This is a genomic window from Streptoalloteichus tenebrarius (assembly GCF_024171885.1).
Taxonomy (GTDB): domain Bacteria; phylum Actinomycetota; class Actinomycetes; order Mycobacteriales; family Pseudonocardiaceae; genus Streptoalloteichus; species Streptoalloteichus tenebrarius.
Genome location: NZ_JAMTCP010000033.1, coordinates 39,015 through 65,614 on the forward strand (window position 1 = coordinate 39,015; position 26,600 = coordinate 65,614).

The window sequence follows — 26,600 nt, forward strand, 5'->3', positions numbered from 1 at the left end:
GCGCCAGCACCATCTGTGCCTGTGTTGCCCGCATCGGCCGCGTCGACTGTGTTCTCCATGTTGTTCGCGTCGTCCGTGCCGGTGTCGCTGTCGGTGTCATCCGTGGCGGGCGTCAGCGCCACCCGGCGCCAGCACCGCCTGCGCCTGTGTCGCCCGCATCGGCCGCGTCGACCGCGTCGGCGCCCGTGCCCATGTCACAGCCGGTGCCGCCCGCGACAGGCGTCAGCGCCGGCCGCACGCTGTATTCGCCGTGGCGACTGTGCCGACTGTGTTTGGCCGTGTTGTTTCGCGCCGTCCGCGTCGGCGTCCATGCCCGTGTCGCTGTCGGTGTCGCCCGCGACAGGCGTCAGCGTCGCCCAGCGCCAGCACCGCGTGTGTCTGCGTCGACCGCGTCGACCGCGTCGGCGCCCGTGCCCATGTCACAGCCGGTGTCGCCCGTGGCGGGCGTCAGCGTCGCCCAGCGTCAGCACCATCTGTGCCTGTGTCGCCCGCATCGGCCGCGTCGACTGTGTTCTCCATGTTGTTCGCGCCGGCCGTGTCGGGCGTTCGTGCCCATGTCGCAGTCGGTGCCGCCCGTGGCGGGCGTCAGCGCCACCCGGCGCCAGCACCATCTGTGTCTGGGTTGCCCGCGTCGACCGCGTCAACTGTGCCGGCGTCCGTGTCCCTGTCGCAGTCGGTGTCATCCGTGGCGGGCGTCAGCGCCGGCCGTGGCGGCTGTTCGCCGTGGCGACTGTGTCGGCCGTATCAGTGTCCGTGCCCGTGTCGGTGTCGCTGTCGTCCATGCGTGGATCGGCGTCGGCATCGGTCGCGGCGTCCCGGCGGCGGAGTCACCCAGCGTCAGTGACTCGGTGCCGATGTCGGCGTCCGTACCCGTCTCGGTGTCGCTGTCAGTGTCGCCCGTGGCGGGCGTCAGCGTCGCCCGGCGTCGGCACCGCCTGCGTCCGTGTTGCCTGCGCCGGCCGTGTCGGCGTCCGGCCCGAGGTACTCCGCCCAGTGCACGGCCGTGTCCCCGTAGCGGCGGCTGCGCAGCGCCGTGAGCGGCTCGGGCCACTCCGGGTCGGCGCTCCTGACCGACCGCTCGACCAGGAGCACCGCGCCGGGAGCCAGCCACCGCCGCTCGACCAGCCGGCCGAGCACCTCCCGCAGCTCGGCCTCGCCCAGCGCGTACGGCGGGTCGGCGAAGACCACGTCATAGGGCAGGGCGGGCGTCTCCATGAGGACGGTGGCGACCGAGCCCGTGCGGACCTCCGCGCCGCGCAGCCGCAGGTCGGCCGCGTTGCGGCGGAGCAGGTCGGCGGCCCTGCGCTCGGCCTCCACGAACAGGGCGTGGCCGGCCCCGCGCGACAACGCCTCCAGCCCGAGAGCCCCGGAGCCGGCGTAGAGGTCCAGCACGCGCGCGCCGTCGAGGTCGAGCATCGCCTCCAACGCGCTGAACAGGGCCTCCCGCACCCGCTCCGAGGTGGGGCGGGTGCCGCGGGGTGGCACCGCGATCCGTCGTCCACCGGCCGTCCCGGCCACGATCCGCGTCACCCGCCCATCGTCGCACCCCCGGATGGCCCCACTCGCCCGACCGGGGGAGCGTCGGCGGGCTACAGCCCCCGGTGCGCGCCCCCGTTGACGTGCACGACCTGCCCCGTGACGTGCCCCGCGTCCGGTGAGGCGAGGAACGCGACGGTGGCGGCGACGTCGTCCGGCTGGCCGGCGCGGCCGGTGGCGGTCTGGGCGACGAGCCACCGCCGCCGCTCCTCGGGCAGCGCGTTCCCGAAGAACTCGGTCTCCTCGATCAGGCCGGGCGACACGACGTTGGCGGTCGCGCCGCGCTGACCGAGGTCGGCCGCGAGCTCGGCGTTCCACGCCTCCAGCCCCGCCTTCGCCGCGCCGTAGCCGCGTCCGCCGCCGGTGCGGGCGCCGATCGAGCCGATGCTGATCACGCGGCCGTGGGGGGCGATGCGGTCCCGCAGCGCGGTGGTGACCAGCACCGCGGTGAGCAGGTTGGCCTCCAGGTTCGCCAGCCAGGCCGCGCGGACCTGGGCCAGGTCGGGGTTCTCCGGCAGGGGGCGGTGGTTCTCGACGTTGCCGCCGGCGTTGTTGACCAACACGTCGATCCGCTCCGGCAGCTCGGGCAGCGCGGCCAGCACCGCGTCCGGATCGGCGGCGTCGAACGCCACCGCCCGCACCCGGTCGCCCAGCTCGGCGGCGGTGGCGGCCAGGCGGTCGGCCCGCCGCCCCGTGATCACGACGTCCGTGCCGGCGGCGGCCAGCTTGGCGGCGACCGCCCTCCCGATGCCCGTGGCGCCCCCGGTCACGACAGCCGTCCTGGTCATCGTTCCTCCCTCGGATGGACTCGTTCGACGATGTTTAGACCTAAACATCCCCCCGGTAGGCTAGATCAGGTGAACTCAGCGGGGGAACCCGGATTCGACGCCGTCGACGCGATCGAGCACGCGTGGCGACGGGAGCGCCCCGCGACCCCGGTGCGCTCGATCGGGGTGATCTCGCGGATCTGGCACGCGGCCAAGCTGCTCGGCGACGAGCGGCGGCGCACCCTCGCCGCGCTCGGCGTCGACCAGGCGACCCTCGACCTGCTGTCCACCCTGCGCCGCGCGGGGCCGCCCTACCGGATGACCCCCGCCCAACTCGCCGGGGCGTGCCTGGTCAGCGCGGGGGCGATCACCCAGCGGGTGGCGAGGGCGGAGGCCGCCGGCCTGGTCAGCGCGGAGCGGACGGCCTCCGGCCGCCGCACCCGGCACGTCACGCTGACCGACGAGGGGCACCGCGTGATCGAGGGCACGGTGGACCGGCTGCTGGGCCACGAGCAGGACCTGATCGACCACCTCACGGACGAGCAGCAGGAGCTGCTGGCCGACCTCCTCCGGGTGCTGCTGGGCGGGCTCAGGGCGCGCCTCGGCGCGCCGGACGAACCGGGGCAGGTCGGCGACCAGCGGTGACGGGGCGGTCGCCGCCCGAATTGTGACGTTCGCCGACCCGGTCGGCCCATGGTCGGCCCGGGTTAGGTCAGGCTAACCTCCCGGGGACCGTCCGGGAGGCGGTCGACCACGAGGAGCGCGACCGCCGAAGGAGGACCGTGTGCGCCGACGTCGCATCCGTCCGCTGACCACCCTCATCGCCCTGGCAGCCGCCGCGGGGCTGGCCCTGTCCGGCTGCGGCGACGGGGGCTCCGCCCCGGCCGGCGGCGAGTCCTCGGGCCAGGGCGCCGAGCGCGTCGTGAAGCACGCGATGGGCGAGACCAAGGTCCCCGCCAACCCCCGGCGGGTCGTCGTCCTGGACACCGGGGAGCTGGACAGCGTGCTCGCGCTGGGAATCACCCCGGTGGGCGCGGTGACCACCGAGGTCTCCTCGGACTTCCCCGCGTACCTGAAGGACCGGCTCAGGGACACCAAGCGGGTGGGCACCATCCCCGAGCCCAACCTCGACAAGATCACCGAGGCCCGACCGGACCTGATCCTGTCCAACAAGGTGCGCCACGCACAGCTCTACGACAAGCTCAGCCAGATCGCGCCCACGGTGTTCGCCGACCAGATCGGGGCGACGTGGAAGGAGACCTTCCTGCTCGACGCCGAGGCGTTGGGCAAGAAGGACGAGGCGGAGAAGCTCCTCGGCCAGTACCGGGACCGGGCGAGGCAGGTCGGCCAGCAGCTCGGCGACCCCGCGACGAAGAAGGTCAGCGCGGTGCGGTTCGTGACCGGCTCGCAGACCATCCGGGCCTACACGCCGAACTCGTTCCTCGGCACGGTCCTCGCCGACACCGGCGTCAGCCGGCCGCAGTCCCAGCAGGGCCAGAAGGTCTTCCAGGACGTCTCGCGGGAGAACATCGGCCAGCTCGACGGCGACGTGCTGCTCTACGCGTCCTTCGGCGACCCGGAGAAGTCCGGGGAGAAGACGGTGACCGAGATGCCGCAGTGGAAGTCCCTCGGCGCGGTCCAGGCGGGCAAGGCTCACCGGGTCGACGACGACCACTTCTACGTCGGCCTCGGCCTGCTGGCCGCCAACAAGATCCTCGATGACCTGAAGAACATCCTCAAGTAGGAGACCCGGTCGACGAACAGGGGGCGGCGCCTACGCGCCGCCCCCTCGTTTTTGGAGCTGGTTTCGGATCACTTGTGGACAGAGTGGCTTGCCGCACGTACCCCGCCCCTCCTGAGCGGCACCTTCTGGCACCACCTCTGCACCACGACGGTCAGGCCGGGGCGTTCCCCTCAGCGCATGAGCTGTCGGTGGGCCGGCCACCGGAAGCACTGCCGCCGTCGGGCTCTCGCTCCGACTCAGTCGCTCCAGCGCGCGAGGGCGGCGTGCGCGGCCTCCAGGATCGGCATGATCCGACGCAGCTCAACGGGGTCGGTGGTGACGCACTCGGTCACCCCAACCCCGACCACCGGGAGCGCGGCCGCCACCGCCTCGATCCCGGCGACGACCTCGTCCACCGTCAACCCGCCCGGCTCCGGGCAGCACGCGCCGCCGAACTCGTCCGGGTCGAGCACGTCCAGGTCGACGTGCAGGTAGGCGTGGCTCGCGCCGCTCCCGACCAGGGCCGCGGCGACCCGACCCGGGTCACGCGCCAGGTCCGGCCCCAGGTGCGTCACCAGGCCCTCCGCGATCACCGCGCGCTCGTCGGGATCGAGGGCCCTGACGCCCGCGAGCACCACCTGACCGGCGACGACCGGCGGGTCCGCCACGAGCGCCGGGTCACCCTCCCCCAGCGCCGCGCGCAACGCCATCCCGTGGAACGCGGCGGACGGGGACGACCCCGGGGTGTTGAGGTCCGCGTGCGCGTCCCACCACACCACCCCGAGGCCGTCACCCCAACGCGCCCTCGCCACGGCCAGCGCCGCGGTCTCCACGCCGCAGTCCCCGCCGACGAGCAGCACCGGCTCACGCACCCGCCGGAGCACGGCGAGCTGCGCCCACCGGTTGGCCACCAACCCGCTGAAACTGGCCACTCCCCCGGTCAGGGGCGTGGTCCCCGAGGCGACCGCCACCACGCGGGGCGGCCGGCCCAGCGCCGCGCCGGCCAGCTCGGCCAGCGCGGCGCAGCCGGTGGGCAGTCGGCCGCCGTCGACGACGACCGCGCCCTGGTGCTGGGGGACGGCGAGCAGCTCGACCGGCATCAGGCCAGCTCCAGCAGGAGGTCACCACCCTCGACCTGCTGGACCGAGCCGATCGCCAGCCGCTTGACCACGCCCTGCTTGGGCGCGGTGATCGCGGCCTCCATCTTCATGGCCTCGATGGTGGCGATGGTCTGGCCGGTCTCCACCTGGTCGCCCTCGGCCACCGACAGCGTGACGACGCCGGCGAACGGTGCGGCCACGTGGTCCGGGTTGGTCCGGTCGGCCTTCTCCGCGACCGGCACGTCCGTGGCCACCGAGCGGTCCCGCACCTGGATCGGCCGGAGCTGGCCGTTGAGCGTGGCCATCACCGTGCGCATGCCGCGCTCGTCGGCCTCGCCGATGGCCTCCAGCCCGATCAGCAGCCGCACGCCCGGCTCCAGGTCGACCGAGTACTCCTCACCCGGCCGCAGACCGTAGAAGAAGTCCTTGCTGCGCAGGACGCTGGTGTCGCCGTAGGCCTCGCGGTGCGCGGCGAACTCCCTGGCCGGGCCGGGGAACAGCAGCCGGTTCAGCGTGGCCCTGCGGTCGTCCGCCAACCCGGCCCTGTCCTCGTCGGTCAGCTCGACCAGGCGCCGGGGCGCGCTGCGGCCGGCCAGGGCGCGGCTGCGGAACGGCTCCGGCCAGCCGCCGGGCGGGTCGCCCAGCTCGCCGTGCAGGAAGCCGACGACCGAGTCCGGGATGTCGAACCTGCCGGGCTCGGCCTCGAACTCCTTCGGGTCCACCCCGGCGCCCACCAGGTGCAGCGCCAGGTCGCCGACCACCTTGGACGACGGGGTCACCTTGACCAGCCGGCCGAGCATGCGGTCGGCCGCCGCGTACATCGCCTCGATGTCCTCGAACCGGTCGCCGAGGCCGAGCGCGATCGCCTGCTGCCGCAGGTTGGAGAGCTGGCCGCCGGGGATCTCGTGGTGGTAGACGCGGCCGGTCGGCGAGGGCAGGCCGGACTCGAACGGCGCGTACACCCGCCGCACGGCCTCCCAGTACGGCTCCAGGTCGCAGACGGCCTGGAGGTCGAGGCCGGTGGCCCGCTCGGTGTGGTCGGTCGCGGCCACGATCGCCGACAGCGCCGGCTGCGAGGTGGTGCCGGCCAGCGACGCGGCCGCGCCGTCCACCGCGTCCACCCCGGCCTGGATCGCCGCCAGGTACGTGGCGAGCTGGCCGCCGGGGGTGTCGTGGGTGTGCAGGTGGACGGGCAGGCCGAACTCCGAGCGCAGCGCGGAGACCAGCCGGGCCGCGGCCGGCGGCCGGAGCAGGCCGGCCATGTCCTTGATCGCCAGCACGTGCGCGCCGGCGTCGACGATCTGCTCGGCCAGTCGGAGGTAGTAGTCGAGCGTGTAGAGCTTCTCCGCCGGGTCGGACAGGTCGGCGGTGTAGCAGAGCGCGACCTCGGCCACGGCGGTCCCGGTCTCCCGCACCGCCTCGATCGCCGGCCGCATCTGCGCGACGTCGTTGAGGGCGTCGAAGATCCGGAAGATGTCGATCCCGGTCGTGGCCGCCTCCTCGACGAAGGCCTTGGTGACCTCGGTCGGGTAAGGCGTGTAGCCCACGGTGTTGCGGCCGCGCAGCAACATCTGGATGCAGATGTTCGGCAGCGCGGAGCGCAACGCGGCCAACCGCTCCCACGGGTCCTCGGCGAGGAACCGCAGCGCCACGTCGTACGTGGCGCCGCCCCACGCCTCCACGGACAACAGTTGCGGGGTCATCCGCGCGATGTGCGGGGCGACCGTCAGCAGGTCCTTCGTGCGGACGCGGGTGGCCAGCAGCGACTGGTGCGCGTCCCGGAAGGTCGTGTCGGTGACGCCGACGGCCGGGTTCTCCCGCAGCCACGAGGCGAAGCCCTCCGGCCCCAGCTCCCGCAGCTTCTGGCGCGAGCCCGCCGGCGGCTCGGCGGACAGGTCCACACCGGCCGGCAGCTTCAGTGCTGGGTCTACAGTGGACGGACGAGGCCCGTGGGGCCGGTTGACCGTCACGTCGGCGAGGTAGGTCAGCAGTCGGGTGCCCCGGTCCGCGGAGTGGCGGGCGGTCAGCAGGTGCGGCCGCTGCTCGATGAACGAGGTCGTGACCCGGCCGGCCCGGAAGTCGGGGTCGTCCAGCACGGCCTGGAGGAACGGGATGTTCGTGGACACGCCGCGGATGCGGAACTCGGCGACGGCCCGCCGGGCCCTGGCCACCGCGAGGGAGAAGTCCCTGCCCCGACAGGTCAGCTTGACCAGCATGGAGTCGAAGTGCGCGCTGATCGCCGCGCCCGCGTGCACCGTGCCGCCGTCCAGCCGGATGCCCGAGCCGCCCGGCGAGCGGTACGCGCTGATCATGCCGGTGTCCGGCCGGAACCCGTTGGCCGGGTCCTCGGTGGTGATCCGGCACTGCAACGCCGCTCCCCTGAGCTGGATCGCGTCCTGGCTCAGGCCGAGGTCCGCCAGGGTCTCGCCGGCGGCGATGCGAAGCTGCGACTGCACCAGGTCGACGTCGGTGACCTCCTCGGTCACCGTGTGCTCGACCTGGATACGCGGGTTCATCTCGATGAAGACCGGGTTGCCCTCCCGGTCGACCAGGAACTCGACGGTGCCGGCGTTGACGTAGCCGATGTGCCGCGCGAAGGCCACGGCGTACCCGCAGATGCGCTCGCGCAGCTCGGGGTCCAGGTTCGGGGCGGGGGCGATCTCGATGACCTTCTGGTGCCGCCGCTGCACCGAGCAGTCCCGCTCGAACAGGTGGATGACGTTGCCCTCGGCGTCGGCGAGGACCTGCACCTCGATGTGCCGGGGCTCCACCACGGCCTGCTCCAGGAACACCGTGGGGTCGCCGAAGGCCGCGTCGGCCTCCCGCATCGCGGCCTCCAGCGCGTCCCGCAGCGCGCCCGGCTGGTCCACCCGCCGCATGCCGCGACCGCCACCGCCGGCCACGGCCTTGACGAACACCGGGAAGCCCACCTCGTCGGCGGCGGCCACCAGCGCGTCCACGTCGGACGACGGGGCCGAGGAGCGCAGCACGGGCAGCCCGGCCTCCCTGGCCGCCGCCACCGCCGTCGCCTTGTTCCCGGTGAGCGTGAGGACCTCGGGCGTGGGGCCCACGAACGTGATGCCGGCCTGCCGGCAGGCCTCGGCGAGCTTCGGGTTCTCCGACAGGAAGCCGTACCCGGGGTAGACCGCGTCGGCTCCCGCCTCGCGCGCGGCCTTGATGATCTCCTCGACCGAGAGGTAGGCGCGCACCGGGTGCCCGGGCTCGCCGATCTCGTAAGCCTCGTCGGCCTTCAACCGGTGCAGCGAGTTGCGATCCTCGTACGGGAACACGGCGACGGTGTTCGCGCCCAGCTCGTACGCCGCGCGGAAGGCGCGGATCGCGATCTCGCCGCGGTTCGCGACGAGGACCTTGCGAAACATCCCGGTTCCTCCCGAAGGTGGTCAGGGGTGGGTGGCCCGCACCGTACCCCGAGTGTCCCGCGCTTCGGGAGGATTATCCCAGGTGACGGACATCATCTCCGGTCACCGAGGCCACCGCTTGACGGGCCACCGGACACGCTGTTGGGCCGGGGACGGGGAAACTGCCCCATCCACCTTCGCCTAACACCTACGGTCACGCCAGAGCACGGTGAACCACGCTCCCAGGGGTCCGCCTCAGGCCTTCTCCAAATACTCCGCGCGTTCGTCGTCGACCAGCTCGGCGACCATCCGGGCCAGCCCGGGGTGCTCGACGAGATCCGGGTCGGCGGCCACGATCCGCTGGGCCTCGACCCTGGCCTCGGCGATCAGGTCCTCGTCCCGCAGCAGCGACAGCAGCCGAAGGGTCGAGCGCCGCCCCGACTGGGCCGCGCCGAGGATGTCGCCCTCCCGACGCAGCTCCAGGTCGAGGCGGGCCAGCTCGAAACCGTCCAGGGTGGAGGCCACCGCGTCCAGCCGCTCCCTCGTGGTCGTGCCCCCGGGCGCCTCGGTGACCAGCAGGCACAGCCCCGGCGCGCTGCCCCGGCCCACCCGGCCGCGGAGCTGGTGGAGCTGGCTGACCCCGAACCGGTCCGCGTCCATGATCACCATCACCGTCGCGTTCGGCACGTTCACGCCGACCTCGACGACCGTGGTCGCCACCAGCACGTCCACCTCGCCGGCGGCGAAGGCCCGCATGACCGCGTCCTTCTCGTCCGAGGGCAGCCGGCCGTGCAGCACCCCGACCCGGAGCCCGGCCAGCGGGCCGGTCTCCAGCGCGGGGGCCACCTCCAGCACCGCCAGCGGCGGCCGGCGCTCGCCGTCGGCCCCGCCCTCGTCCTGCCCCGCCTCCGGCTCGGCGGCGCCGGAGGCGGCGTCCGGGGTCTCCTCGTCCCGACCGCCGTCGCCGATGCGGGGGCACACCACGTACGCCTGGTGCCCCGCCCTGACCTCCTCGACGATGCGTTGCCACACCCGGTCCAGCCACGCCGGCTTCTCGGCGGCGGGCACGACCGTGGTGGCGATCGGCGAACGCCCCACCGGCATCTCGCGCAGGGCCGAGGTCTCCAGGTCGCCGTAGACGGTCATCGCGACCGTGCGGGGGATCGGGGTCGCGGTCATGACCAGCACGTGCGGGCTGGTCTCCTCCCCGCCGCGCGCCCGCAGCGCGTCCCGCTGCTCGACGCCGAAGCGGTGCTGCTCGTCCACCACGACCAGGCCGAGGTCGGCGAAGGACACCCGCTCCTGGATCAGGGCGTGCGTGCCGACGACGATGCCCGCCGCGCCCGAGGCGGCGTCCAGCAACGCCTGCTTGCGCTGGGCCGCCGGCAGCGACCCGGTGAGCAGGGTGATCCTGGTGGCCTGTTCGGCCGCGCCCAGCTCGCCCGCCATCGCCAGGTCGCCGAGCATCTCGCGCAGCGAGCGGGCGTGCTGGGCGGCCAGCACCTCGGTCGGCGCCAGCATCGCCGCCTGCCGGCCCGCGTCCACGACCTGCAACATCGCCCTCAGCGCGACCACGGTCTTGCCGCTGCCCACCTCACCCTGGAGGAGGCGGTTCATCGGGTGCTCGCCGGCGAGGTCGGCCGCGACGGCCTCGCCGACCTCCCGCTGGCCGGCGGTGAGCCGGAACGGCAGCCGGGCGTCGAAGGCGTCCAGCACCCCGCCGGGCCGGCGCGGGCACGCGGGCGCGGGCCGGGACTGGGCCGACCGGCGGCGCTGCGCGAGCGCGAGCTGCACGGCGAGCCCTTCATCCCACTTCAGCCGGTCCCTGGCCGCCTCGACGGCCGCCCTGTCCTCCGGCCGGTGGATGTTCCGCAGCGCCGCGCCCAGGTCGAGCAGCCGGTGCCGGCGCCGCAGCTCCTCGGGCAACGGGTCGTCGGGGTCGTCGAGGGTGTCCAGGACCTGCTCCACGCACCGCGCGACGGACCAGGAGGGCAGTCCCTGCGCCGCCGGGTAGACCGGGATCAGCGTGCTGGCGAACTCCTCGGCCTCCGACCGCTCCTCGCCCTCGTCGACGGCGTCGAGCAGCTTGTACTCGGGGTGGGCGAGCTGGAGCTGGCCGCGGTAGGCGGTCACCTTCCCGGCGAACAGGCCCTTCCTGCCGGGCAGCAGCTCCCGCTCGCGCCAGGACTGGTTGAAGAAGGTGCACGTCATGTGCCGGTGACCGTCGGTGATGCGGACCTCGAGGATGTTGCCCCGCCTGCTGCGCATGCGCCGTGTCGTGGCCCGCTCCACCTGGGCCAGCACCGTCGCGTGCTCGCCGATCTCCAGACCGGCGATGCTGGTCAGCTCGCCCCGCTCGGCGTAGCGCCTCGGGTAGTGCCGCAGCAGGTCGCCGGCCGTGCGCAGGCCCAGCGCCGTCTCCAGCGCCTTGCCGCTCTTCGCGCCGAGCACCCGGTCCAGCTTGTCGTCCAGCGTGGTCATCGGGACTCATTCAACCCCGCGCGTCCGACACCGGCGCGGGTCGACGCCCCGCCAGGCCCGCACGTCCCACCGCTCACTCGACACCCAGTCGGAGGATCGCCTCGGTCTGCCCGCCCGGGTAGACGGTCAGCTCGACCTCCGGGTGGGTCCGCCGCAGGTGCTCCTCCAGCTCCGCGGCCAGCCCGCCCGGCGCCTCCGCGCCCACCAGGGCCGTCACCAGCTCCCCGCCGACCGACAGCATGAGGTCGACCAGCCGGCACGCGGCCCCGACGAGGTCGGCGGGCTCGGCGATGAACACGACCTCCCCCTCGGCCATGCCCAGCACGTCGCCGGGCTGGCAGCGGCCGACCCAGGTCAGGGCCTCCCGCTGGGCCACGACCAGCTCGCCCCTGCGGGTGGCGGCCGCGGCCTCGGCCATCGCGACCACGTCGTCGCCGGGCCGTCGGGTGGCGTCGTGCACGGCCAGCGCGGCCAGCCCCTGCACCGGGGACGCGGTGGGCACCACGATCACGTCCTGCCCGGACCGCACCGCCTGGTCGGCGGCCTGCTCGGCGACCGGGGTCAGCTCGTCGGCGTTGGGCACCACCACGACGTGCCGCGCCCGGCTTCCGGTGATCGCGGCGAGCAGCTCCGCGACGCCGGGCCGGCCGACGACGACCACGGCGCCCTCTCCCCGGAACAGCTCGGCGGCGCCCGCGCCGTCGGCGACCACCACCACGGCCCGGTCCCTGGCGAACCGGCTGGGCTCGGCGGCGACCTGGTCGGCGAAGCGGACGACGGTGATCCGGTGCGGACGACCCGCCTCGATCCCGACCTCCACCGCGGCGCCGACGTCGTTGGTGTGGACGTGCACCGTCCACAGGCCGAGCCCGCCCGGTGTGCCGTCGGACACCACGGACACGCAGTCGCCCAGCTCGGCCAGCTCCGCGCGCAGGCACGCCGCCCTAGCGTCGTCGGTCCGGTCGAGCAGGTACATGACCTCGTACCCGAACTCGGTCGAGCCGCTCTCACGCTCGGCGTGCAGGACGGCGGCCGAGCGGGGAACCCGGTGCTGGGGAACGTCGGCGCGCGCCGCCTGGCCGGTCACGGTCGCGACGAGCGCGTCGAGGATGACGACCAGTCCCCTTCCCCCCGCGTCCACCACGCCGGCCCTGGCCAGCGCCGCGAGCTGGCGCGGGGTCTCGGCGAGGGCGTGCGCGGCGGTCCTCGCCGCGGTGACCACGACCTCGGCCAGGCCGGCCGCGTCCTCCGCTCCGGCCCCGGGTGCGGCCCCGGATTCGGGGACCGCGTCGGTTTCGGCGACGGCCTCGGCGACGGAGCGCAGCACGGACAGGACGGTGCCGGGGGCCGGGTCGGCGACGGCGGCGTGGGCCAGGTCGGCGGCCCGCGCGAACGCGGAGCGCAACGCGGCGGCGTCCGCCGTCGGCCGGTCGCGGAACGCCTCGGCGAAGCCGCGCAGGACCTGCGAGAGGATCACGCCGGAGTTGCCGCGCGCGCCGGCCAGCGCGCCCCTGGCGAGCGCGGCGGCGGCGACGCCGACCTCCGCGCCCGACTCCACGCGGAGCAGGGCGTCCAGGGCCGCCCGCAGGGTGTGCAGGAGGTTCGTCCCGGTGTCCCCGTCCGCGACGGGATAGACGTTGATGCGGTCGATGTCCTCGCGGTCGGCGTCGAGCGCCTCGACGCACGCCGCGGCCCAGCGGCGCAGCGCCGCCGCGTCGAGCACCCGCAGCACGGCTCCGCCCTTCGCTGGTGATGGTGATCGGCAGACCAGGCGAGACTAGACGCCGGCGGAGGGGGCGGTTTGGCTGCCCCAGTCGTCTCGGGCTACCCTGTCCGAGTTGATGGCCCGGCCCGGCCCGGGCACGTGCACTTTTCCGCGCCCCGCATCCCGTGTGGTGCGGCCGCGCGTCCAAGGAACGACGTAAGGAGTGTCTGACGTGGCTGCCGTCTGCGACGTCTGCGGCAAGGGGCCGGGCTTCGGCATGTCGGTCTCGCACTCCCACCGGCGTACCCACCGCCGGTGGAACCCGAACATCCAGACCGTGCGCGCGAAGGTCGGCCTCTCGCAGCGCCAGCGCATGAACGTGTGCACCTCCTGCCTCAAGGCGGGCAAGGTCGTTCGCGGCTGACGCGACACGGTTCTGCCAGTTCGTCGAACGGCCCGGGTGGCTCGCCACCCGGGCCGTTCCGCGTGCGCCACTTCCCGCTCGACCGGCCCCGCGACCGCCCGCTCGGCTGGCGGCGCGCCCGTGGCGGTGCCAGCATCGGCCCGACAGCGGCCCCGCGCGGGTGGGAGGTCCGGGCATGAGCGAGGTCACGTCCTACGTCCAGGGGACCCCCTGCTGGGTCGACCTCTCGGCCTCGGACCGGGAACGGGCGATGGACTTCTACCGGGAGCTCCTCGGCTGGGACTACGCCGTGGGTCCGGCCGAGACCGGGCACTACACCCAGGCGCTGGTCGACGGGAAGCCCGTCGCCGCCCTCTACACGCCACCCCCTGACCAGCAGCAGCCGGTCACCTGGCTGACCTACCTCGCCTCCGACGACGTCCGGGCGACCGCCGAGGCGGTCACCGCCCACGGCGGCCGGCTGCTGATGGACGTCATGGACGTGATGGACTTCGGCTCGATGGTCGTGGCGGTCGACCCCGCCGGGGCGGTGTTCGGCGTGTGGCAGGCGGGGACGCACATCGGGGCCAGGGTGGTCAACCAGCCCGGCGCCATGGTCTGGAACGAGCTGGCCAGCAGGGACGCCCCCGCCGCCCGCCGCTTCTACGCGTCGGTGTTCGGGGTGGAGATCTCCCCGCCGATGTCGGAGCAGTTCGACTACACGACGTTCCGCGCCGGCGACCGCGAGGTCGGCGGGATCATGACCATGGACACGAGCTGGCCCGCCCAGATGTCGTCGCACTGGCAGGTCTACTTCGCGGTGCCCGACACCGACGCCGCCGTGCGGGTCGTCGACGAGCACGGCGGCGGCACGGTGGTCGGCCCGCAGGACTCCCCGTACGGTCGGATGGCCGTGGTGCGCGACCCGCAGGGAGCGTTGTTCTCCCTGATCAGCGCGCCGGCCGGGGGATGGTGACGTCGCGGGGCGGCTCCACGGGGCCGACGCGGCTCCGCCAGCGCCGGCCCCGTGCCGACTAGGGCAGCTTCCAGTCGACGGGCTCCACGCCGAGCTGTTCCAGCAGCGCGTTCGTCCGGCTGAACGGACGGGAGCCGAAGAAGCCCCGGTCGGCCGACATCGGGCTGGGGTGGGGCGACTCGACGCACGGCACACCCTCCAGCCACGGCCGGAGGTTGCGGGCCTCGCGCCCCCACAGGATGGCGACCATGGGCTTGCGCCGGGCCACGAGCGCGCGGATGGCCTGCTCGGTGACCTCCTCCCACCCCTTGCCCCGGTGGGAGTTGGGCCGGCCCGGCATGACGGTGAGCGCCCGGTTGAGCAGCAGCACGCCCTGGTCCACCCACGGGGTGAGGTCGCCGTTGCTCGGGGTCGGGTGGCCGAGGTCCGCCGTGTACTCGCGGAAGATGTTGATCAGGCTCTTCGGCAGCGGCCGCACGTTCGGGGCCACCGAGAAGCTCAGGCCGACGGGGTGGCCGGGCGTGGGGTAGGGGTCCTGCCCGACGATCAACACCCTGACGTCGTCGAACGGCTGCTGGAACGCCCGGAGCACGTGCTCGCCGGCCGGCAGGTACCTGCGCCCGGCCGCGATCTCGGCCCGCAGGAACTCACCCATCGCCGCGATGCGTTCGCTCACCGGAGCCAACGCCTCGGCCCAGCCGGCTTCCACGATCTCGTGCAGGGGACGTCCACTCACGGGCAGTGACCCTAGCCGAACGCCCTGCTCGTCCCTGTCGCCCTCCCCGTCGATCCGCTGACCCCGGTCGGTGGGCTGGTTGACGCCGGCCACTGCCATCGGAGGGAACCCCCTGTCCTGTGCCTGTCCCGAGTTTGTCCGTGTCTCCGCGACGTCACGTCACCGCGTTCCGTCGACATCAGTGGGTCAGTGTTCCCACGACCACTGACAGTTCTGGGGCATCTGGGACATCCGGGACGGGCAGGGGCCGGGCGGGCGCGGGGCCGGCGGTCAGTCGAGCCGCCGGAGCTTCTGCCAGTAGAGGTCGATGTTGGCGACGTACTTGTCGACCGCGAACTGGAAGGCGCCGTCCGGGACCTCGTACCCCTCCCTGATCCTGGCCGGCACGCCGAGGGCCATGGCGCGGGCGGGCACGTGCCCGTCGAAGGAGACCACGGCTCCCGCGCCGACGACCGCGCCCGTCTCGACCACGGCGCCGTTGAGCACGACGGAGCCCGAGGCGATGAGGCACCGGTCGGCGATGGTGGCGCCCTCGATGTGGACGTTGTGGCCGATGACGCAGTCGGCCCCGATGACGGTGGGGTGGAACTCGGTGCAGTGCACCACCGTGCCGTCCTGGACGCTGGTGCGCTCCCCGACCTCGATCCGGCCGTAGTCGCCGCGGAGCACGGCCCGCGGCCAGACCGAGGCGTGGGCGCGGATGCGGACGTCACCGATCACGGTGGCGTCCGGGTGGACGTAGGCGTCGGGGTGGATGCGCGGCTCGACGTCACCCAACGCGTAGATGGGCATGGGTCGCTCCCTCTCGGCTCGACCTCCACAGTGATCGCACAACCGTACGTATCGCGGTCGTCGCGTCCCGCGAGTGGTGCGCCCTCTCCGGGGCGGGCGCGACTCCGCGCTGATCAGGCGGCGAGCGGGGAACAGGTGGGGGTCATCCCGCCGCGAGCCCGACCGAGGCCGCCCCCTCGTCGCGCCCGGCTCCGGAGAGGGACGCGTCGAGCGTCTTCGCGAAGCACCGGCTGCCCGACTCGTTCTTGTAGACGCCGAACTTGGCCGTGGGGGTATAGCCGGACGAGGTGTAGAGCGCGATCGCCTCGGGCTGCCTGGTCCCGGTCTCCAGCACCAGGCGTCGACGTCCGGCCGCCATGGCGGTGCGCTCGAGTTCGGCGAGGACCGCGCGGGCCAAGCCGCGCCCCCGGGCGGCCTCGACGACGTACATGCGCTTGAGTTCGGCGTCGCCGTCGACGAAGTCCTCCTCGTCGCCGTCGTGCGCGCGCCACCCGCCGCAGGCGACCGGGACGCCGTCGACGTAGGCGACGAGGAAGAGCCCTCGGGGTGGGGAGAAGTCGGCGGGGTCGACCGGGGTGATGTCGCCCTCGCCGTAGCGGCGCACGTACTCCTGCTGCACCTCGGCGACCAGCTTCCTGGCGTGCGGATGGTCGTAGGCGACCGCGCGCAGCTCCATGTGCGGCACCCTAGACAGAACAGCGGCGCGTAACAATCCCCTTTAGTGCATACGTATGCAGGTGCCGGGTCAGCGCCAGTGCTCCCACCCCTGCGGCCCCTCGTAGGGCCGGCCGTCCACGGTCACGCCCTCTCCCTGCCGCACCGAGCCGATCACCCGCCAGTCGGCCGGCACCGACTCGACCGACGGGAAGGTCGCCGCGAGCGCGTGGTCCTCGCCACCGGTCAGCACCCAGTGCAGCGGGTCGGCGCCCAGCGCGTTGGCGACGTCGACCAGGCGCTGGTGCACCTCCAGCAGCTCGGTGCGCACGTCGATCCCGACGCCGGACGCCTCGGCCACGTGCCCGAGGTCGGCGAGCAGGCCGTCGGAGACGTCGATCATCGAGGTCGCGCCGGCCGCCGCGGCCTGGGGACCGGCGGCGTACGGCGGCTCCGGGGCCCGCTGGGCCCCCACCACCGCCACCGGCGAGCGGAACCCCCGCCCCAGGACGGCCAGTCCGGCGGCCGCCCAGCCCAGGCGGCCGGCCACCGCGAGCACGTCGCCGGGGCGGGCGCCCGAGCGGGTCACCGGGGCCCTGCCCTCCAGGTCGCCGAGCACGGTGACCGAGATCACCAGGCTGTCCGAGGTCACCATGTCCCCGCCCACGACGCCGGCGCCGGCCCTGGCGGCCTCGGCCCACATGCCGTTGGCCACCTCGTCCAGCACGGAGGCGGGGGTGTCGGGCGGGCAGGCGAGGCCGACCAGCAGGCCGGTGGGGACCGCTCCCATCGCGGCCACGTCGGCCACGTTCACCGCCACCGCCTTGCGTCCCACCTGCTCCGGAGTGGACCAGTCGAGCCGGAAGTGGACGCCCTCGACCAGCACGTCCGTGCTGGCCACCACCCGACCGTCCGGGGCAGCCACCACGGCGGCGTCGTCGCCGGGGCCGAGCAGGGTGCTCGGTGGCTGAACGCGCCCCTCCGTCACCCGACGGATGACGCCGAACTCACCCATTCCAGCGACGGTGTCCGCCGATGACGGTCCGTCCGCGCCCAACTCAGCCTCCGATCACGAGCGTCGCGCTCACCTGCTGGGGTACTTTGCTCGTCACTGTTCCTACCCCGAGCATCGCCGTCGAGACGAAGGGGCGCGCCGTGGTCCAGGCATACATCCTGATCCAGACCGAGGTGGGCAAGGCTGCCGCCGTGGCCGAGCGGATCGGCCAGATCACGGGTGTGATCACGGCCGAGGACGTCACCGGGCCGTACGACGTGATCGTCAGGGCCGAGGCGGACACCGTGGACGACCTCGGCCAGCTCGTGGTGGCGCAGATCCAGGCGGTCGAGGGCATCACCCGCACGCTGACCTGCCCTGTCGTCCACATCAAGTGAGCCGCGTGCTGTAGTGAGCGGGTGACGCACGAGGAGCCCACCGGACAGCCGAACACCGCACCCCGGCCCCCGGGGCCACCCCGAGCGCTCGTCGGCGTGGCCCTGGGGCTCGCCGTGGTGCTCGCGGGCGCGGTGGCCGTGGCCGGGATCCTCTCCGGCTCGACCGACTCGGACCAGCCCGCGTCGGGCGCGTCCGGCCCGGCCACGCCGCGCCCGAACGCGTCCGGCCCGCTGACGGTCACCGCGACGCCGGCCCCGCAGGCCGGCGCCGAGCAGTGCTCCGCGCTGCTCGGCGCGCTGCCCGCCGAACTCCCGGTGCCCAACGGGACCCTGCCGCGCCGTCAGCTCGCGGAGCCCGCGCCGGTGGGGACCGCCGCGTGGGGCGGGGCGGAGTACGACCCCGTCGTGTTGCGGTGCGGCGTCCCCCGCCCGGCGTCGCTCGTGCAGACGTCGCAGCTCACGGTCGTGAACGGCGTGTCGTGGCTGAGCGACTACAGCCCGGCGGGCGTGCTGTGGACGGTCGTGGACCGGCCGGTGTACGTGGCGGTGAACCTGCCCGAGGCGAGCGGCACCGGCCCGATCCAGGAGCTGTCGTCCGTGGTGAGGCGCACGTTGCCGGAGCAGCCGGTCGACCCGAACCGCTGACCCCGACGTTCGTCCACATCGGACTATCCTCTTAGGACGAACGTCGCCTTTCTCGGTGACAGCGGCGGGGTTTGGTAGCCCCGGTTCGGGTGAGCGTGTTCTCCGCGCCGCCGCGTCTCGCGGGTGCGCGCCGCACTGGCGGGGCGGCGAGCACCAGCCGGCCCGACACCATTGATCGCCGGGGTGTGCACGGCACGGGCGGGCGGTGGGCTTCAGCCCGGCCGGATACCGTTGATCACCGGGGTTTGTGCGCCACGCGGGCGGGGCGGTGGGCACCAGCCGGCCGGACACCGGTGATCGTTGGGGCATGCGCCACGCGGGCGGGGCGGTGAGGCTTCGCGCCTGGCTGTCAAGTCATTTCCCGGAGTTATCCACAGGGGCGGGGTGGTTCGCTCGCGGTGACCCGATTGTCGGGTGAACCGGAGCCGGCGGCGGGGCAGTTGTCCACAGGCCACGGTTTCGCCCTGGGCCGGCGGGGGTGGGGCCGATAGGCTGGAGCGGGGCTCGCCCCCCAGGGCGGGTGGGGGCTGACCTGAGGTGAGGGGGTCGGGGCGTTCGCTCCGCACCTCGGCGAGGAAGCCGGTCCGACTGGCGCAGGGCTCGCCGCGTCGGAGGAGATGCCCCGCGAACGCGGACCGCTCAGGACCGCGGCGTCGGAGGCGTTCTCACGCGGGTGCCGCCCGGCCGGCGCGGCCGGTAGCAGGGCAGGGGCCGCCCTCCCCTACGGAGAAGACGGCCCGATCAACCCACTCAACTGATGCCTGGCGGCGCTACCAGAGCACGCGGTCCCCGACCCAACATGGGCAACGCAACGCCCCCGGCCGGAGGCCGTGGACGCGTCGGCTCAGCGCAGGCCGGTGCCCCGCGCCAGCGCCGTCTCGACCAGCGTGGTGAGCAGCTTGGTCAGGTCCACCCCGGTCGCCGCCCACATGCGCCAGTACATCGAGCCGCGCGTGAACCCCGGCATCGTGTTCGCCTCGTTGACCACCAGCCCGCCGTCCGGGGTGACGAAGAAGTCCACCCTGGCCAGGCCCTGGCACTCCAGCGCGGTGAACGCCCGCACCGCCATCTCCCGCAGGCGCTCGGCGACCTCGTCGTCCAGCTTCGCCGGAATGTCGAACTCGCAGACGTCGTCGAGGTACTTGGCCTCGAAGTCGTACCACTCGACGCCCTCGCCGACGAGCCGGATCTCGGCCGGCAGCGACGCCTCGACCCGCCCGTCGGGGAACTCCAGCACGCCGCACTCGACCTCGCGGCCGACGACCGCCGCCTCGACCAGCACCTTCGGGTCGGTCCGCCGGGCGAGCGCGACCGCGTCGGCGAGCTGGTCCCACTCGGTCACCCGGGTGATCCCGACCGAGGACCCGGCGCGCGCGGGCTTCACGAACACCGGCAGCCCCAGGCGCTCGCGCTGCTCCTCGGTCAGCGCGTCCTCGCCGCGTCGCAGCACCACGTAGTCGCCGACGGGCAGCCCCTCGGCCGCGAGCAGCTTCTTCGTGTACTCCTTGTCCATCGCGACCGCGCTGGACAGCACGCCGGGCCCGACGTACGGGACACCGGCCATCTCCAGCAGACCCTGGATCGTGCCGTCCTCGCCGTAGGCGCCGTGCAGCACCGGGAAGACCACGTCGACGCCGGAGAGCACCTGGCCGGCGCGCTCCGGCTCCAGCAGGACGAGACCGCCCCGGGTGGGGTCGCCGGGCAGTGCCACGGCCGCGCCGCCGGCGTCGACCGAGGGCAGCTCGCGGTCGCGGATCGCGAGGGCCTCGGGGTCGTCGGCGCCGAGCACCCACGCGCCCTCCCGGGTGATGCCGACCGGCACCACCTCGAAGCGGTCCCGGTCCAGGTGGGACAGGATGTTGCCCGCCGACACACAGGAGATGGCGTGCTCGGTGCTGCGGCCACCGAAGACGACAGCCACCCGGATCTTCCGCTCGGTCATGAGGTCCGACCCTACCCGGACGGCGGTGCGCGGACCGGCGCGAGCGCGCGCCATCACGCGCCGAGGGGGCGCCGCCCCGCACGGAGGGGCTACCGCGCAGAGGGGCTACCGCGCCGAGCGGAGCAGGTCGACCAGTACGGGCACGGCGGCGCGCAACTGGGCCCTGGTCGGGGCGGTGTAGCCGACGGGGATGCCGTGCCGGTCGGGCGTGCCGCTGTAGTGCCGGCCCAGCACGTCCAGGCGCAGCCCGTGGGCCGCCCCCGCCTCGGCCACCCGTCGCTCGGCCTCGGCGGAGGGCACCGGCACCAGCAGGTGGGCGCCGGCGTCGTCGCCGAGCACGGGGAGACCGGCCGAGGTCAGCGCGTCGACGACGAACGCGCGGCGGGCGGCCAGCTCCCGGCGGAGCCGCCGCAGGTGGCGGCCGAGGTCGCCGTGCCGCGCCATGGCGACCAGCACCCGCTGCCCCGCGGGCGCGGGGCTGGTGCCGGTGCGTTCCCGGTGCGCGAGCACGGCGGCGGCCACCGGGGGCGGGGCGACCATCCAGCCGACGCCCAGCACGGGGCTGAGGATCTTGCTGGTGGTGCCGAGGTGGACGACGACGTCCGGGGCCAGCGCGGCCAGCAGCGGCAGGGGCGCGACGTCGTAGCGAAGCTCGCCGTCGTAGTCGTCCTCGATCACCAACCAGCCCTCGGCGCGGGCGCGGGCGACCAGCTCGACCCTGCGCGCCGCCGGCATCCTCCCGCCCAGGGGGTACTGGTGCGCGGGCGAGCAGAACACCGCCCGCACGCGGTCGGGGACCGCCGCCACGACGAGGCCGTCGGAGTCCACCGGGACGCCGACGACCTCCATCCCCGCGGCGCGGAACGCCCCGACCGCACGCTGGTAGCCGGGCTCCTCCACCGCGACGCGGTCGCCGGGGCGGAGCACGGCGTGGGCCAGCTCGGTCACGGCCGCGGTGGTGCCCGCCGTGGCCAGGACCGGGTCGCGGCGCTCGGACTCGTCCGGCACGACCAGGCCGCGGTGCCGGAGGAGGTGCTCGGCGACGGCGGCGCGGAAGGAGGGCAGGCCGGCGCGGCGGGGCAGGATCAGCGGCGGCTCGTCCGCCGCGGCCCGCCACGCCCTGCGCCACGCCGCGCGGTCCAGCCCCTCGGCCCAGGCCGCGCCGGGCACCAGGTGCACCACGTCGTCCTGTCGCGGCTCCTGGAGCGGCGCCGGCGCGGGCCGGGCCCGCGCCCCGGGCGGGGTCGTGGTCACGAAGGTCCCCGAGCCGTGCCGCCCGTCGATCCACCCCTCCGCGTGGAGTTGTTCGTAGGCGGCCGCCGTGACGGTCCGGCTGACGCCGAGGTGGGCGGCGAGCATTCGGGTGGAGGGCAGGCGGTCGCCGCTGCGGAGCTGTCCCGCCGCGGCGGCGGCGCGCAGCGCGTCCGCGAGCTGGACCGCCAACGGCACACCCCGCCCCCTGTCGAGCGCGATGGGCAGCTCGGCGGGCAGCGGCGAGGGCGACGGCGAGGGCGACACGGACACGCGGTGGCCTTTCGTCTTCGGCGGAGAATGGCCCTTCAACGATGCCACCTCGGGCCAGCACCCTGGGGTCGTGACCCGCTCCGACCTCTCCCCCACCGACCGGTCCACGATCAAGCGAGGCAAGCACCGGGCCGTCACCGACCGCTCGGCGCTCCACGACGTGCTGGACGCCGGTCTGGTCTGCCACCTCGGCGTGGTGGTCGACGGCAGTCCGCTCGTGCTGCCCACGGGTTACGGCCGGGACGGCGACACGCTCTACATCCACGGCTCGACGGGTGCGCGCAGCCTGCGCGCCGCCGCCGACGGGGTCGACGTGTGCGTCAACGTGACGCTGTTGGACGGCATCGTCTACGCGCGGTCCGTCCGCCACCACTCCATGAACTATCGCTCGGCCGTGGTGCACGGCACCGCGAGGCCGGTGACCGACGACGAGGAGAAGTGGCACGGTCTCCGGGTGATCATGGAGCACATCGCGCCGGGGTCGTGGGACCACGCGCGGCTGCCGAACCACAAGGAGCTGGCCGCGACCGCCGTGCTCGCGCTGGACCTGACCGAGGCCGCGCTGAAGGTGCGGACGGGCGGGCCGGTCGACGACGAGGAGGACGTCGCCGGGTTTCCGGCGTGGGCGGGCGTGCTGCCCGTCCGCCAGGTGTTCGGCGCGCCGGAGCCGTGCGTTCTCCTGCCCGAGGGCACGCCGGTGCCGGAGCACGTGCGACGCCGCGCCGGGTGAGACGCCGCGTGGGTGGCGCCTCCGCTCTCCCTCCGCCCGCGGCGCCGCCCACGCGGTTTTCCCAGGTGACCGCGCGACTGTGACCTCAAGAGGCGACCTCAAGACGGCGACCTCAAGACGGCGACCTCAAGACGGCGACCGCGAGATGGCGACCTGAGACGGCGTCCGCGAGACGGTCGTCCGACCCGATGCGCCGATGGCCTCGAACCGGACCCGGAACACCGGGAGCCCGGCCGTAGCACGGAGAAGCTCGTCCAGCGAGCGGTGCTCACGCGCCGAGAGGCACGCCTGGCCCACGGACCTCCCAGCGGTCCGTGGGCCAGGCGTCCGTCCGCCCGCGACGCCTCGTGGGCGTTACGGGAGGCGGATGGGGCCGGCGGGGCTCGTCCGGTACCGGTTCATGCCGCGCCGGCCCGGGCGGAAGACGTGCACGCTCACCGCGGGGTCGACCCCCTCGTTGGCCACGCGGTGGACGTGTCCCGGGCCGAAGACCCTGGTCTGCCCGGCCCGCACGAGGTGTGTCGCCTCCGGCGGCCCGCCGTCGGCGGCGGCGCGGGCGACGCGTTCGGAGAGCACGCCCGAGACCACGGTGAACGCGCCGGTCGAGCCGGCGTGGTCGTGCAGGTCGGTGTGCTGCCCCGGCAGCCAGGACATGAGCCAGACCTCGTGGTCCTCGGTGCTGTCCAGCAGCGCGGTCCAGCGGCGGTCGGGGTCGTAGCGCAGCAGGCGGCGCCAGCCGTTGTCGGCGGCGTGGGCCATGGCGACGAGCGCGGGGTGGGCGACGGTGTGCGAGGCGGTGGCGGCGACGGTGTTGGGGGGAACGGCGAACACGGTGGGCTCCGGGCGCGTGCGGCGCGGACCGGCCGCGGCGCGCCGTTCCTCAGGGCGAGGAGGTCACGACCCGGCTCGGTCCGTCGACGGGAGGGGACGGACGGGCATCACCGGGTCGGACAGAGCGCGCTGGCCACGCGGCGGAGGTCGATGTGACCCCTCCGGAGTTCCATGGCGCGCGTCAACACGCCCACGAGGGAACCAGGCGGCCACCGCCGGGGTCAAGCTGGTCCACCTGCTGGAACACCCGAGGGGGTGAGGAGCCGGGGTGAGGCGTCGGGTGGGCGCCGCCCCACCCCGGCCCCGGTCACGGCCAGCGGATGCCGTCGAGCGCGGCCCGGAGGTCGGCGACGAGGTCGTCGGTGTCCTCGCAGCCCACCGACAGCCGCAGGAACCCCTCCGGCACCGGGTCGCCCCACCGGGCGCGCCGGTCCGCGGTCGTGTGCAGGCCGCCGAAGGAGGTGGCCGAGCCGACGAGTCGGCAGCGCTCCAGGAACCGCCGCACCGCGTCCGCGTCGGGCAGCTCGAAGCCGAGAACCCCGCCGAACCGCCGCATCTGCCGTGCCGCGGCGGCGTGCGCCGGGTCGCCCTCCCAGCCGGGCCAACGGAATCCGCGCACGGCGGGGTGGTCGCGCAGGAGTTCCGCGACGGCGCGGGCGTTCTCCGCCTGACGACCCAGCCGCAGGTCGAGGGTTCCCAGACTGCGCAGGGCCAGCCAGGTCTCGAACGGCCCAGGGATCGCGCCGCCCAGCGTCCTCGCGCGGCGCAGCGCGTCGGCGAGGTCAGCGTCGCGGACGGTGACGTGTCCCAACACGAGATCGCTGTGCCCGGTCAACGCCTTGGTGTCACTGGCGACCACGATGTCCGCGCCGAGTTCCAGCGGCCGCTGACCCAACGGGGTCGCGGTGGTGTTGTCGACGGCGACCATCGCGCCGGCCGTGTTCGCGCGCCGCGACAGCTCCCGGATGTCACAGACGTCGAGCCCGGGGTTGGACGGGGTTTCCAACAGCACGAGCACGGCGTCGTCGAAGACGTCGTCGGACCACGGTCCCGCCGTGGGGACCTCCCGCACCGACACCCAGCTCAGTTCGGCGCGCACCCATTCCCGGACCCCGAAGTAGCCGTCGGACGGCAGCACGAGAACGTCGCCGGGGCGCAGGAGTGCCCTCAGCAGCGTGGCGATCGCGGCCATGCCGGAGGGGAAGACCACGCACCGTCCGCCGTCCAGCTCCCCGATCGCCTGTTCCAGCGCGCGCCAGGTCGGATTGCCGGAACGGCCGTAGATGTCGGCCTCCCCGGCCTCGGCCGGCGGCGCGAGGTGGTACTGGGTGGACAGAACCGGCCCCGCCACAACGGGTTCGCCGGGAACGGCGACGGGATGGCCGGCGTGCACGCACCGGGTTCCGTCGCCCCACCCCGGGTCCACCTCGGCGAGTCGCCGCCCCGCCGACGCGTCGCCCCGTTGGTCCTGTCTGGTCATGCGAACTCCGCCTTCCGTTGCCGCCCCAGGAGATCAGCCGCCATGACGCGCGGGCTGAGGCCCTCGTGGCACACCCGGTGCACGGCGTCGGCGATCGGCATCTCCACCCCGTGCCGCGCGGCGAGCTGCCGGATGGAGGAACAGGACTTCACGCCCTCGGCGACCTGGCCGTGCGCGTGTTCCTGCGCCTGCTCCAGGGTCTCGCCCCTGCCCAGCCGCTCGCCGAAGGTGCGGTTGCGGGACAACGGAGAGGCGCACGTGGCCACGAGGTCGCCGAGGCCGGCCAGGCCGGCGAAGGTCTGCGGGTCCGCGCCGAGCGCGACCCCCAGCCGGGAGGTCTCGGCGAGTCCCCTGGTGATCAGCGTCGCCATGGTGTTGTCGCCGTAGCCGAGGCCGCCGGCGAGCCCACAGGCGAGCGCGATGACGTTCTTGCACGCCCCGCCGACCTCGCACCCGACCACGTCGGTGTTGGTGTAGGGCCGGAAGTACCCGGTCGAGCACGCGTGCTGCAACGCCACGGCGCGGTCGTGGTCGACGCACGCGATCACCGTCGCGGTGGGCTGCTCCTCGGCGATCTCCCTGGCCAGGTTCGGCCCGCTGACCACCGCGACGCGGTCCTCGGTCACGCCGGCCACCTCGCGGATCACCTCGCTCATGCGGGCGAGCGTGCCGAGTTCGACGCCCTTGGCCAGGCTGACCAACGTGGCGTCGGCGGGCAGGGCGTCCCGCCACGCCGCGAGGTTGGCGCGCAGCGTCTGGCTCGGCACCGCGAGCACGACGGCGTCGGCCCCCTCCAGCGCGGCCACGGGGTCGGCCGTGGCGCGCAACGCGTCGGGGAGCCGGACCCCGGGCAGGTACTCGGGGTTCTCCCCGCGCTCCCCGACCGCCTCGGCGACCTCCGGCCGCCGCGCCCACAGCACGACGTCCCGCCCGGCGTCGGCGAGGACCTTGGCGAAGGCGGTCCCCCACGACCCCGCGCCGAGCACCGCCACCCGTTCGACCGGACGCGCCGCGCTCACCGGGCCTCCCCGCTCGCGGCGCGACCGGAGTGGAACTCGGCGGGTGGCTCCTCCCCCCGCACCTCGGCGAGCTGGAGCCGGACCTTCGTCATCAGCAGGTCCGTGACCTCGCGCAGCAACGCGTTCGTCACCGGCCGGCCCCGGTACTCGGAGAGGTCGACGGGTTCGCCGGCGCGGACGACGACCGTCCTGCGCGGCCACAGCCGGAGCCGCTTGCGGTAGTGGTCGTAGACCTGGTGCGTTCCCCAGTGGACGACGGGGATGACCGGCACGTCGTGCTCCAGCGCGAGGCGCGCGACCCCGGTGCGGGACCGCATCGGCCAGAAGTCGGGGTCCCTGGTGATGGTGCCCTCGGCGTAGATCGCCACGACGCGGCCGGCGGACAACGCGTCGTGCGCGGCGGCCAGGCTCTGCTGGGCGTCGACGCTGCCGCGCCGGACCGGGATCTGGCCGGTGGCCACGAGGATGGTCCGCAGCACCGGGATCTTCCAGAGGCTGTCCTTGGCCAGGAAGCGCGGCACGCGCCCGCGCTTGTGCACGAACACCGCGGTGTAGGGCGGGTCGAGGTAGGAGATGTGGTTGCACACCAGCAACGCCGGCCCCTCGGCGGGGACCTTCTCCAGGCCCTCGAACCGACGGCGGGCCAGCAGCCTCGTGCCGGGGTGGAACAGCGCGGCGGCCACTCCCACCCAGAAGCCACCCTTCTCCTTCGCCACCCGTCCTCCTCGTTCCTCTCTCACCTGCCGGGCCCGCGCCGGCGGACCCCGGTGAGTCTTCCCCGCTGGTGTGCGTCGAGTCCAGCCGG

At 74.3% G+C, this 26,600-nt stretch carries 23 protein-coding genes; 7 read left to right on the forward strand and 16 right to left on the reverse strand.

Annotation, left to right across the window (positions count from 1 at the left end; all coding sequences use genetic code 11):
* Positions 1 to 909 precede the first annotated feature (909 nt).
* Entirely contained in the window at positions 910 to 1,530 is a 621-nt protein-coding gene (gene rsmD / locus LX15_RS23230) for a 16S rRNA (guanine(966)-N(2))-methyltransferase RsmD (protein ID WP_253671758.1), read from the reverse strand.
* A 59-nt stretch (positions 1,531 to 1,589) separates the two neighbouring features.
* Positions 1,590 to 2,324 (reverse strand): SDR family NAD(P)-dependent oxidoreductase, encoded by a 735-nt coding sequence (locus tag LX15_RS23235; protein ID WP_253671759.1) that lies wholly within the window; start codon positions 2,322 to 2,324, stop codon positions 1,590 to 1,592.
* Between the two features lie 69 nt (positions 2,325 to 2,393).
* Here LX15_RS23235 and LX15_RS23240 point away from each other — a divergent pair, with 69 nt between their 5' ends.
* Positions 2,394 to 2,948 carry a MarR family winged helix-turn-helix transcriptional regulator gene (locus LX15_RS23240; protein WP_253671760.1) on the forward strand — a complete coding sequence of 185 codons (555 nt, stop codon included), beginning with the start codon at positions 2,394 to 2,396 and terminating at the stop codon, positions 2,946 to 2,948.
* A 139-nt stretch (positions 2,949 to 3,087) separates the two neighbouring features.
* Positions 3,088 to 4,047, forward strand: coding sequence for an ABC transporter substrate-binding protein (locus LX15_RS23245; RefSeq protein ID WP_253671761.1), 960 nt, complete (start codon positions 3,088 to 3,090; stop codon positions 4,045 to 4,047).
* A gap of 236 nt (positions 4,048 to 4,283) precedes the next feature.
* Here LX15_RS23245 and LX15_RS23250 read toward each other — a convergent pair whose 3' ends face one another.
* The 4 genes from LX15_RS23250 to LX15_RS23265 form a co-directional block, all read right to left on the reverse strand.
* Entirely contained in the window at positions 4,284 to 5,126 is an 843-nt protein-coding gene (locus tag LX15_RS23250; protein WP_253671762.1) for an arginase family protein, read from the reverse strand.
* Entirely contained in the window at positions 5,126 to 8,506 is a 3,381-nt protein-coding gene (locus LX15_RS23255; protein WP_253671763.1) for a pyruvate carboxylase, read from the reverse strand. Before LX15_RS23255 ends, LX15_RS23250 begins: the two co-directional genes overlap by 1 nt.
* A gap of 234 nt (positions 8,507 to 8,740) precedes the next feature.
* Entirely contained in the window at positions 8,741 to 10,966 is a 2,226-nt protein-coding gene (gene recG, locus LX15_RS23260) for an ATP-dependent DNA helicase RecG (RefSeq protein ID WP_253671764.1), read from the reverse strand.
* Positions 10,967 to 11,039: 73 nt separating this feature from the next.
* A complete protein-coding gene (locus tag LX15_RS23265) occupies positions 11,040 to 12,698 on the reverse strand; it encodes a DAK2 domain-containing protein (protein ID WP_253671765.1) in 1,659 nt (552 codons plus the stop codon).
* A gap of 205 nt (positions 12,699 to 12,903) precedes the next feature.
* Here LX15_RS23265 and rpmB point away from each other — a divergent pair, with 205 nt between their 5' ends.
* Together rpmB and LX15_RS23275 are read left to right on the forward strand one after the other, a co-directional pair.
* Entirely contained in the window at positions 12,904 to 13,095 is a 192-nt protein-coding gene (gene rpmB, locus LX15_RS23270) for a 50S ribosomal protein L28 (RefSeq protein WP_253671766.1), read from the forward strand.
* Between the two features lie 175 nt (positions 13,096 to 13,270).
* Positions 13,271 to 14,050, forward strand: a complete 780-nt coding sequence (locus tag LX15_RS23275) for a VOC family protein (RefSeq protein WP_253671767.1) — start codon at positions 13,271 to 13,273, stop codon at positions 14,048 to 14,050.
* A gap of 58 nt (positions 14,051 to 14,108) precedes the next feature.
* On the opposite strand, the gene LX15_RS23280 is transcribed toward LX15_RS23275, so the two are convergent.
* The 4 genes from LX15_RS23280 to LX15_RS23295 all read right to left on the reverse strand — a co-directional run bounded on the left by LX15_RS23280 (position 14,109) and on the right by LX15_RS23295 (position 17,289).
* A complete protein-coding gene (locus LX15_RS23280; protein ID WP_253671768.1) occupies positions 14,109 to 14,786 on the reverse strand; it encodes a uracil-DNA glycosylase in 678 nt (225 codons plus the stop codon).
* Positions 14,787 to 15,056: 270 nt separating this feature from the next.
* Positions 15,057 to 15,578 carry a gamma carbonic anhydrase family protein gene (locus LX15_RS23285; protein WP_253671769.1) on the reverse strand — a complete coding sequence of 174 codons (522 nt, stop codon included), beginning with the start codon at positions 15,576 to 15,578 and terminating at the stop codon, positions 15,057 to 15,059.
* A 142-nt stretch (positions 15,579 to 15,720) separates the two neighbouring features.
* Entirely contained in the window at positions 15,721 to 16,254 is a 534-nt protein-coding gene (locus LX15_RS23290; RefSeq protein WP_253671770.1) for a GNAT family N-acetyltransferase, read from the reverse strand.
* A gap of 69 nt (positions 16,255 to 16,323) precedes the next feature.
* Complete coding sequence (locus tag LX15_RS23295; protein WP_301305120.1) at positions 16,324 to 17,289, reverse strand: thiamine-phosphate kinase; 966 nt, start codon at positions 17,287 to 17,289, stop codon at positions 16,324 to 16,326.
* Between the two features lie 98 nt (positions 17,290 to 17,387).
* Between LX15_RS23295 and LX15_RS23300 the strand changes: the two genes are divergently transcribed.
* Together LX15_RS23300 and LX15_RS23305 are read left to right on the forward strand one after the other, a co-directional pair.
* On the forward strand, positions 17,388 to 17,624 hold the full coding sequence (locus LX15_RS23300) for an Lrp/AsnC family transcriptional regulator (RefSeq protein WP_253671772.1): 237 nt from the start codon (positions 17,388 to 17,390) through the stop codon (positions 17,622 to 17,624).
* A 21-nt stretch (positions 17,625 to 17,645) separates the two neighbouring features.
* Positions 17,646 to 18,269 (forward strand): DUF3515 domain-containing protein, encoded by a 624-nt coding sequence (locus tag LX15_RS23305; protein ID WP_253671773.1) that lies wholly within the window; start codon positions 17,646 to 17,648, stop codon positions 18,267 to 18,269.
* An 844-nt stretch (positions 18,270 to 19,113) separates the two neighbouring features.
* Here LX15_RS23305 and LX15_RS23310 read toward each other — a convergent pair.
* Together LX15_RS23310 and pdxR are read right to left on the reverse strand one after the other, a co-directional pair.
* Entirely contained in the window at positions 19,114 to 20,211 is a 1,098-nt protein-coding gene (locus LX15_RS23310) for a D-alanine--D-alanine ligase family protein (protein WP_253671774.1), read from the reverse strand.
* A 105-nt stretch (positions 20,212 to 20,316) separates the two neighbouring features.
* A complete protein-coding gene (gene pdxR / locus LX15_RS23315; RefSeq protein WP_253671775.1) occupies positions 20,317 to 21,735 on the reverse strand; it encodes a MocR-like pyridoxine biosynthesis transcription factor PdxR in 1,419 nt (472 codons plus the stop codon).
* Positions 21,736 to 21,805: 70 nt separating this feature from the next.
* On the opposite strand from pdxR, the gene LX15_RS23320 reads away from it, so the two are divergent.
* The gene (locus LX15_RS23320) at positions 21,806 to 22,465 is read left to right on the forward strand and encodes a pyridoxamine 5'-phosphate oxidase family protein (protein ID WP_253671776.1); all 660 of its coding nucleotides are present in this window, start codon (positions 21,806 to 21,808) and stop codon (positions 22,463 to 22,465) included.
* Between the two features lie 354 nt (positions 22,466 to 22,819).
* On the opposite strand, the gene LX15_RS23325 is transcribed toward LX15_RS23320, so the two are convergent.
* From LX15_RS23325 to LX15_RS23340, 4 genes are all read right to left on the reverse strand, one after another.
* Positions 22,820 to 23,296: a cysteine dioxygenase gene (locus LX15_RS23325; protein ID WP_253671777.1), complete on the reverse strand. Its 477-nt coding sequence runs from the start codon at positions 23,294 to 23,296 to the stop codon at positions 22,820 to 22,822.
* A 307-nt stretch (positions 23,297 to 23,603) separates the two neighbouring features.
* Complete coding sequence (locus LX15_RS23330; protein WP_253671778.1) at positions 23,604 to 24,776, reverse strand: cystathionine gamma-lyase; 1,173 nt, start codon at positions 24,774 to 24,776, stop codon at positions 23,604 to 23,606.
* The gene (locus LX15_RS23335; protein WP_253671779.1) at positions 24,773 to 25,795 is read right to left on the reverse strand and encodes an NAD(P)H-dependent glycerol-3-phosphate dehydrogenase; all 1,023 of its coding nucleotides are present in this window, start codon (positions 25,793 to 25,795) and stop codon (positions 24,773 to 24,775) included. The genes LX15_RS23330 and LX15_RS23335 overlap by 4 nt, the downstream gene beginning before the upstream one ends.
* A complete protein-coding gene (locus LX15_RS23340; protein WP_253671780.1) occupies positions 25,792 to 26,511 on the reverse strand; it encodes a lysophospholipid acyltransferase family protein in 720 nt (239 codons plus the stop codon). The genes LX15_RS23335 and LX15_RS23340 overlap by 4 nt, the downstream gene beginning before the upstream one ends.
* Positions 26,512 to 26,600 lie beyond the last annotated feature (89 nt).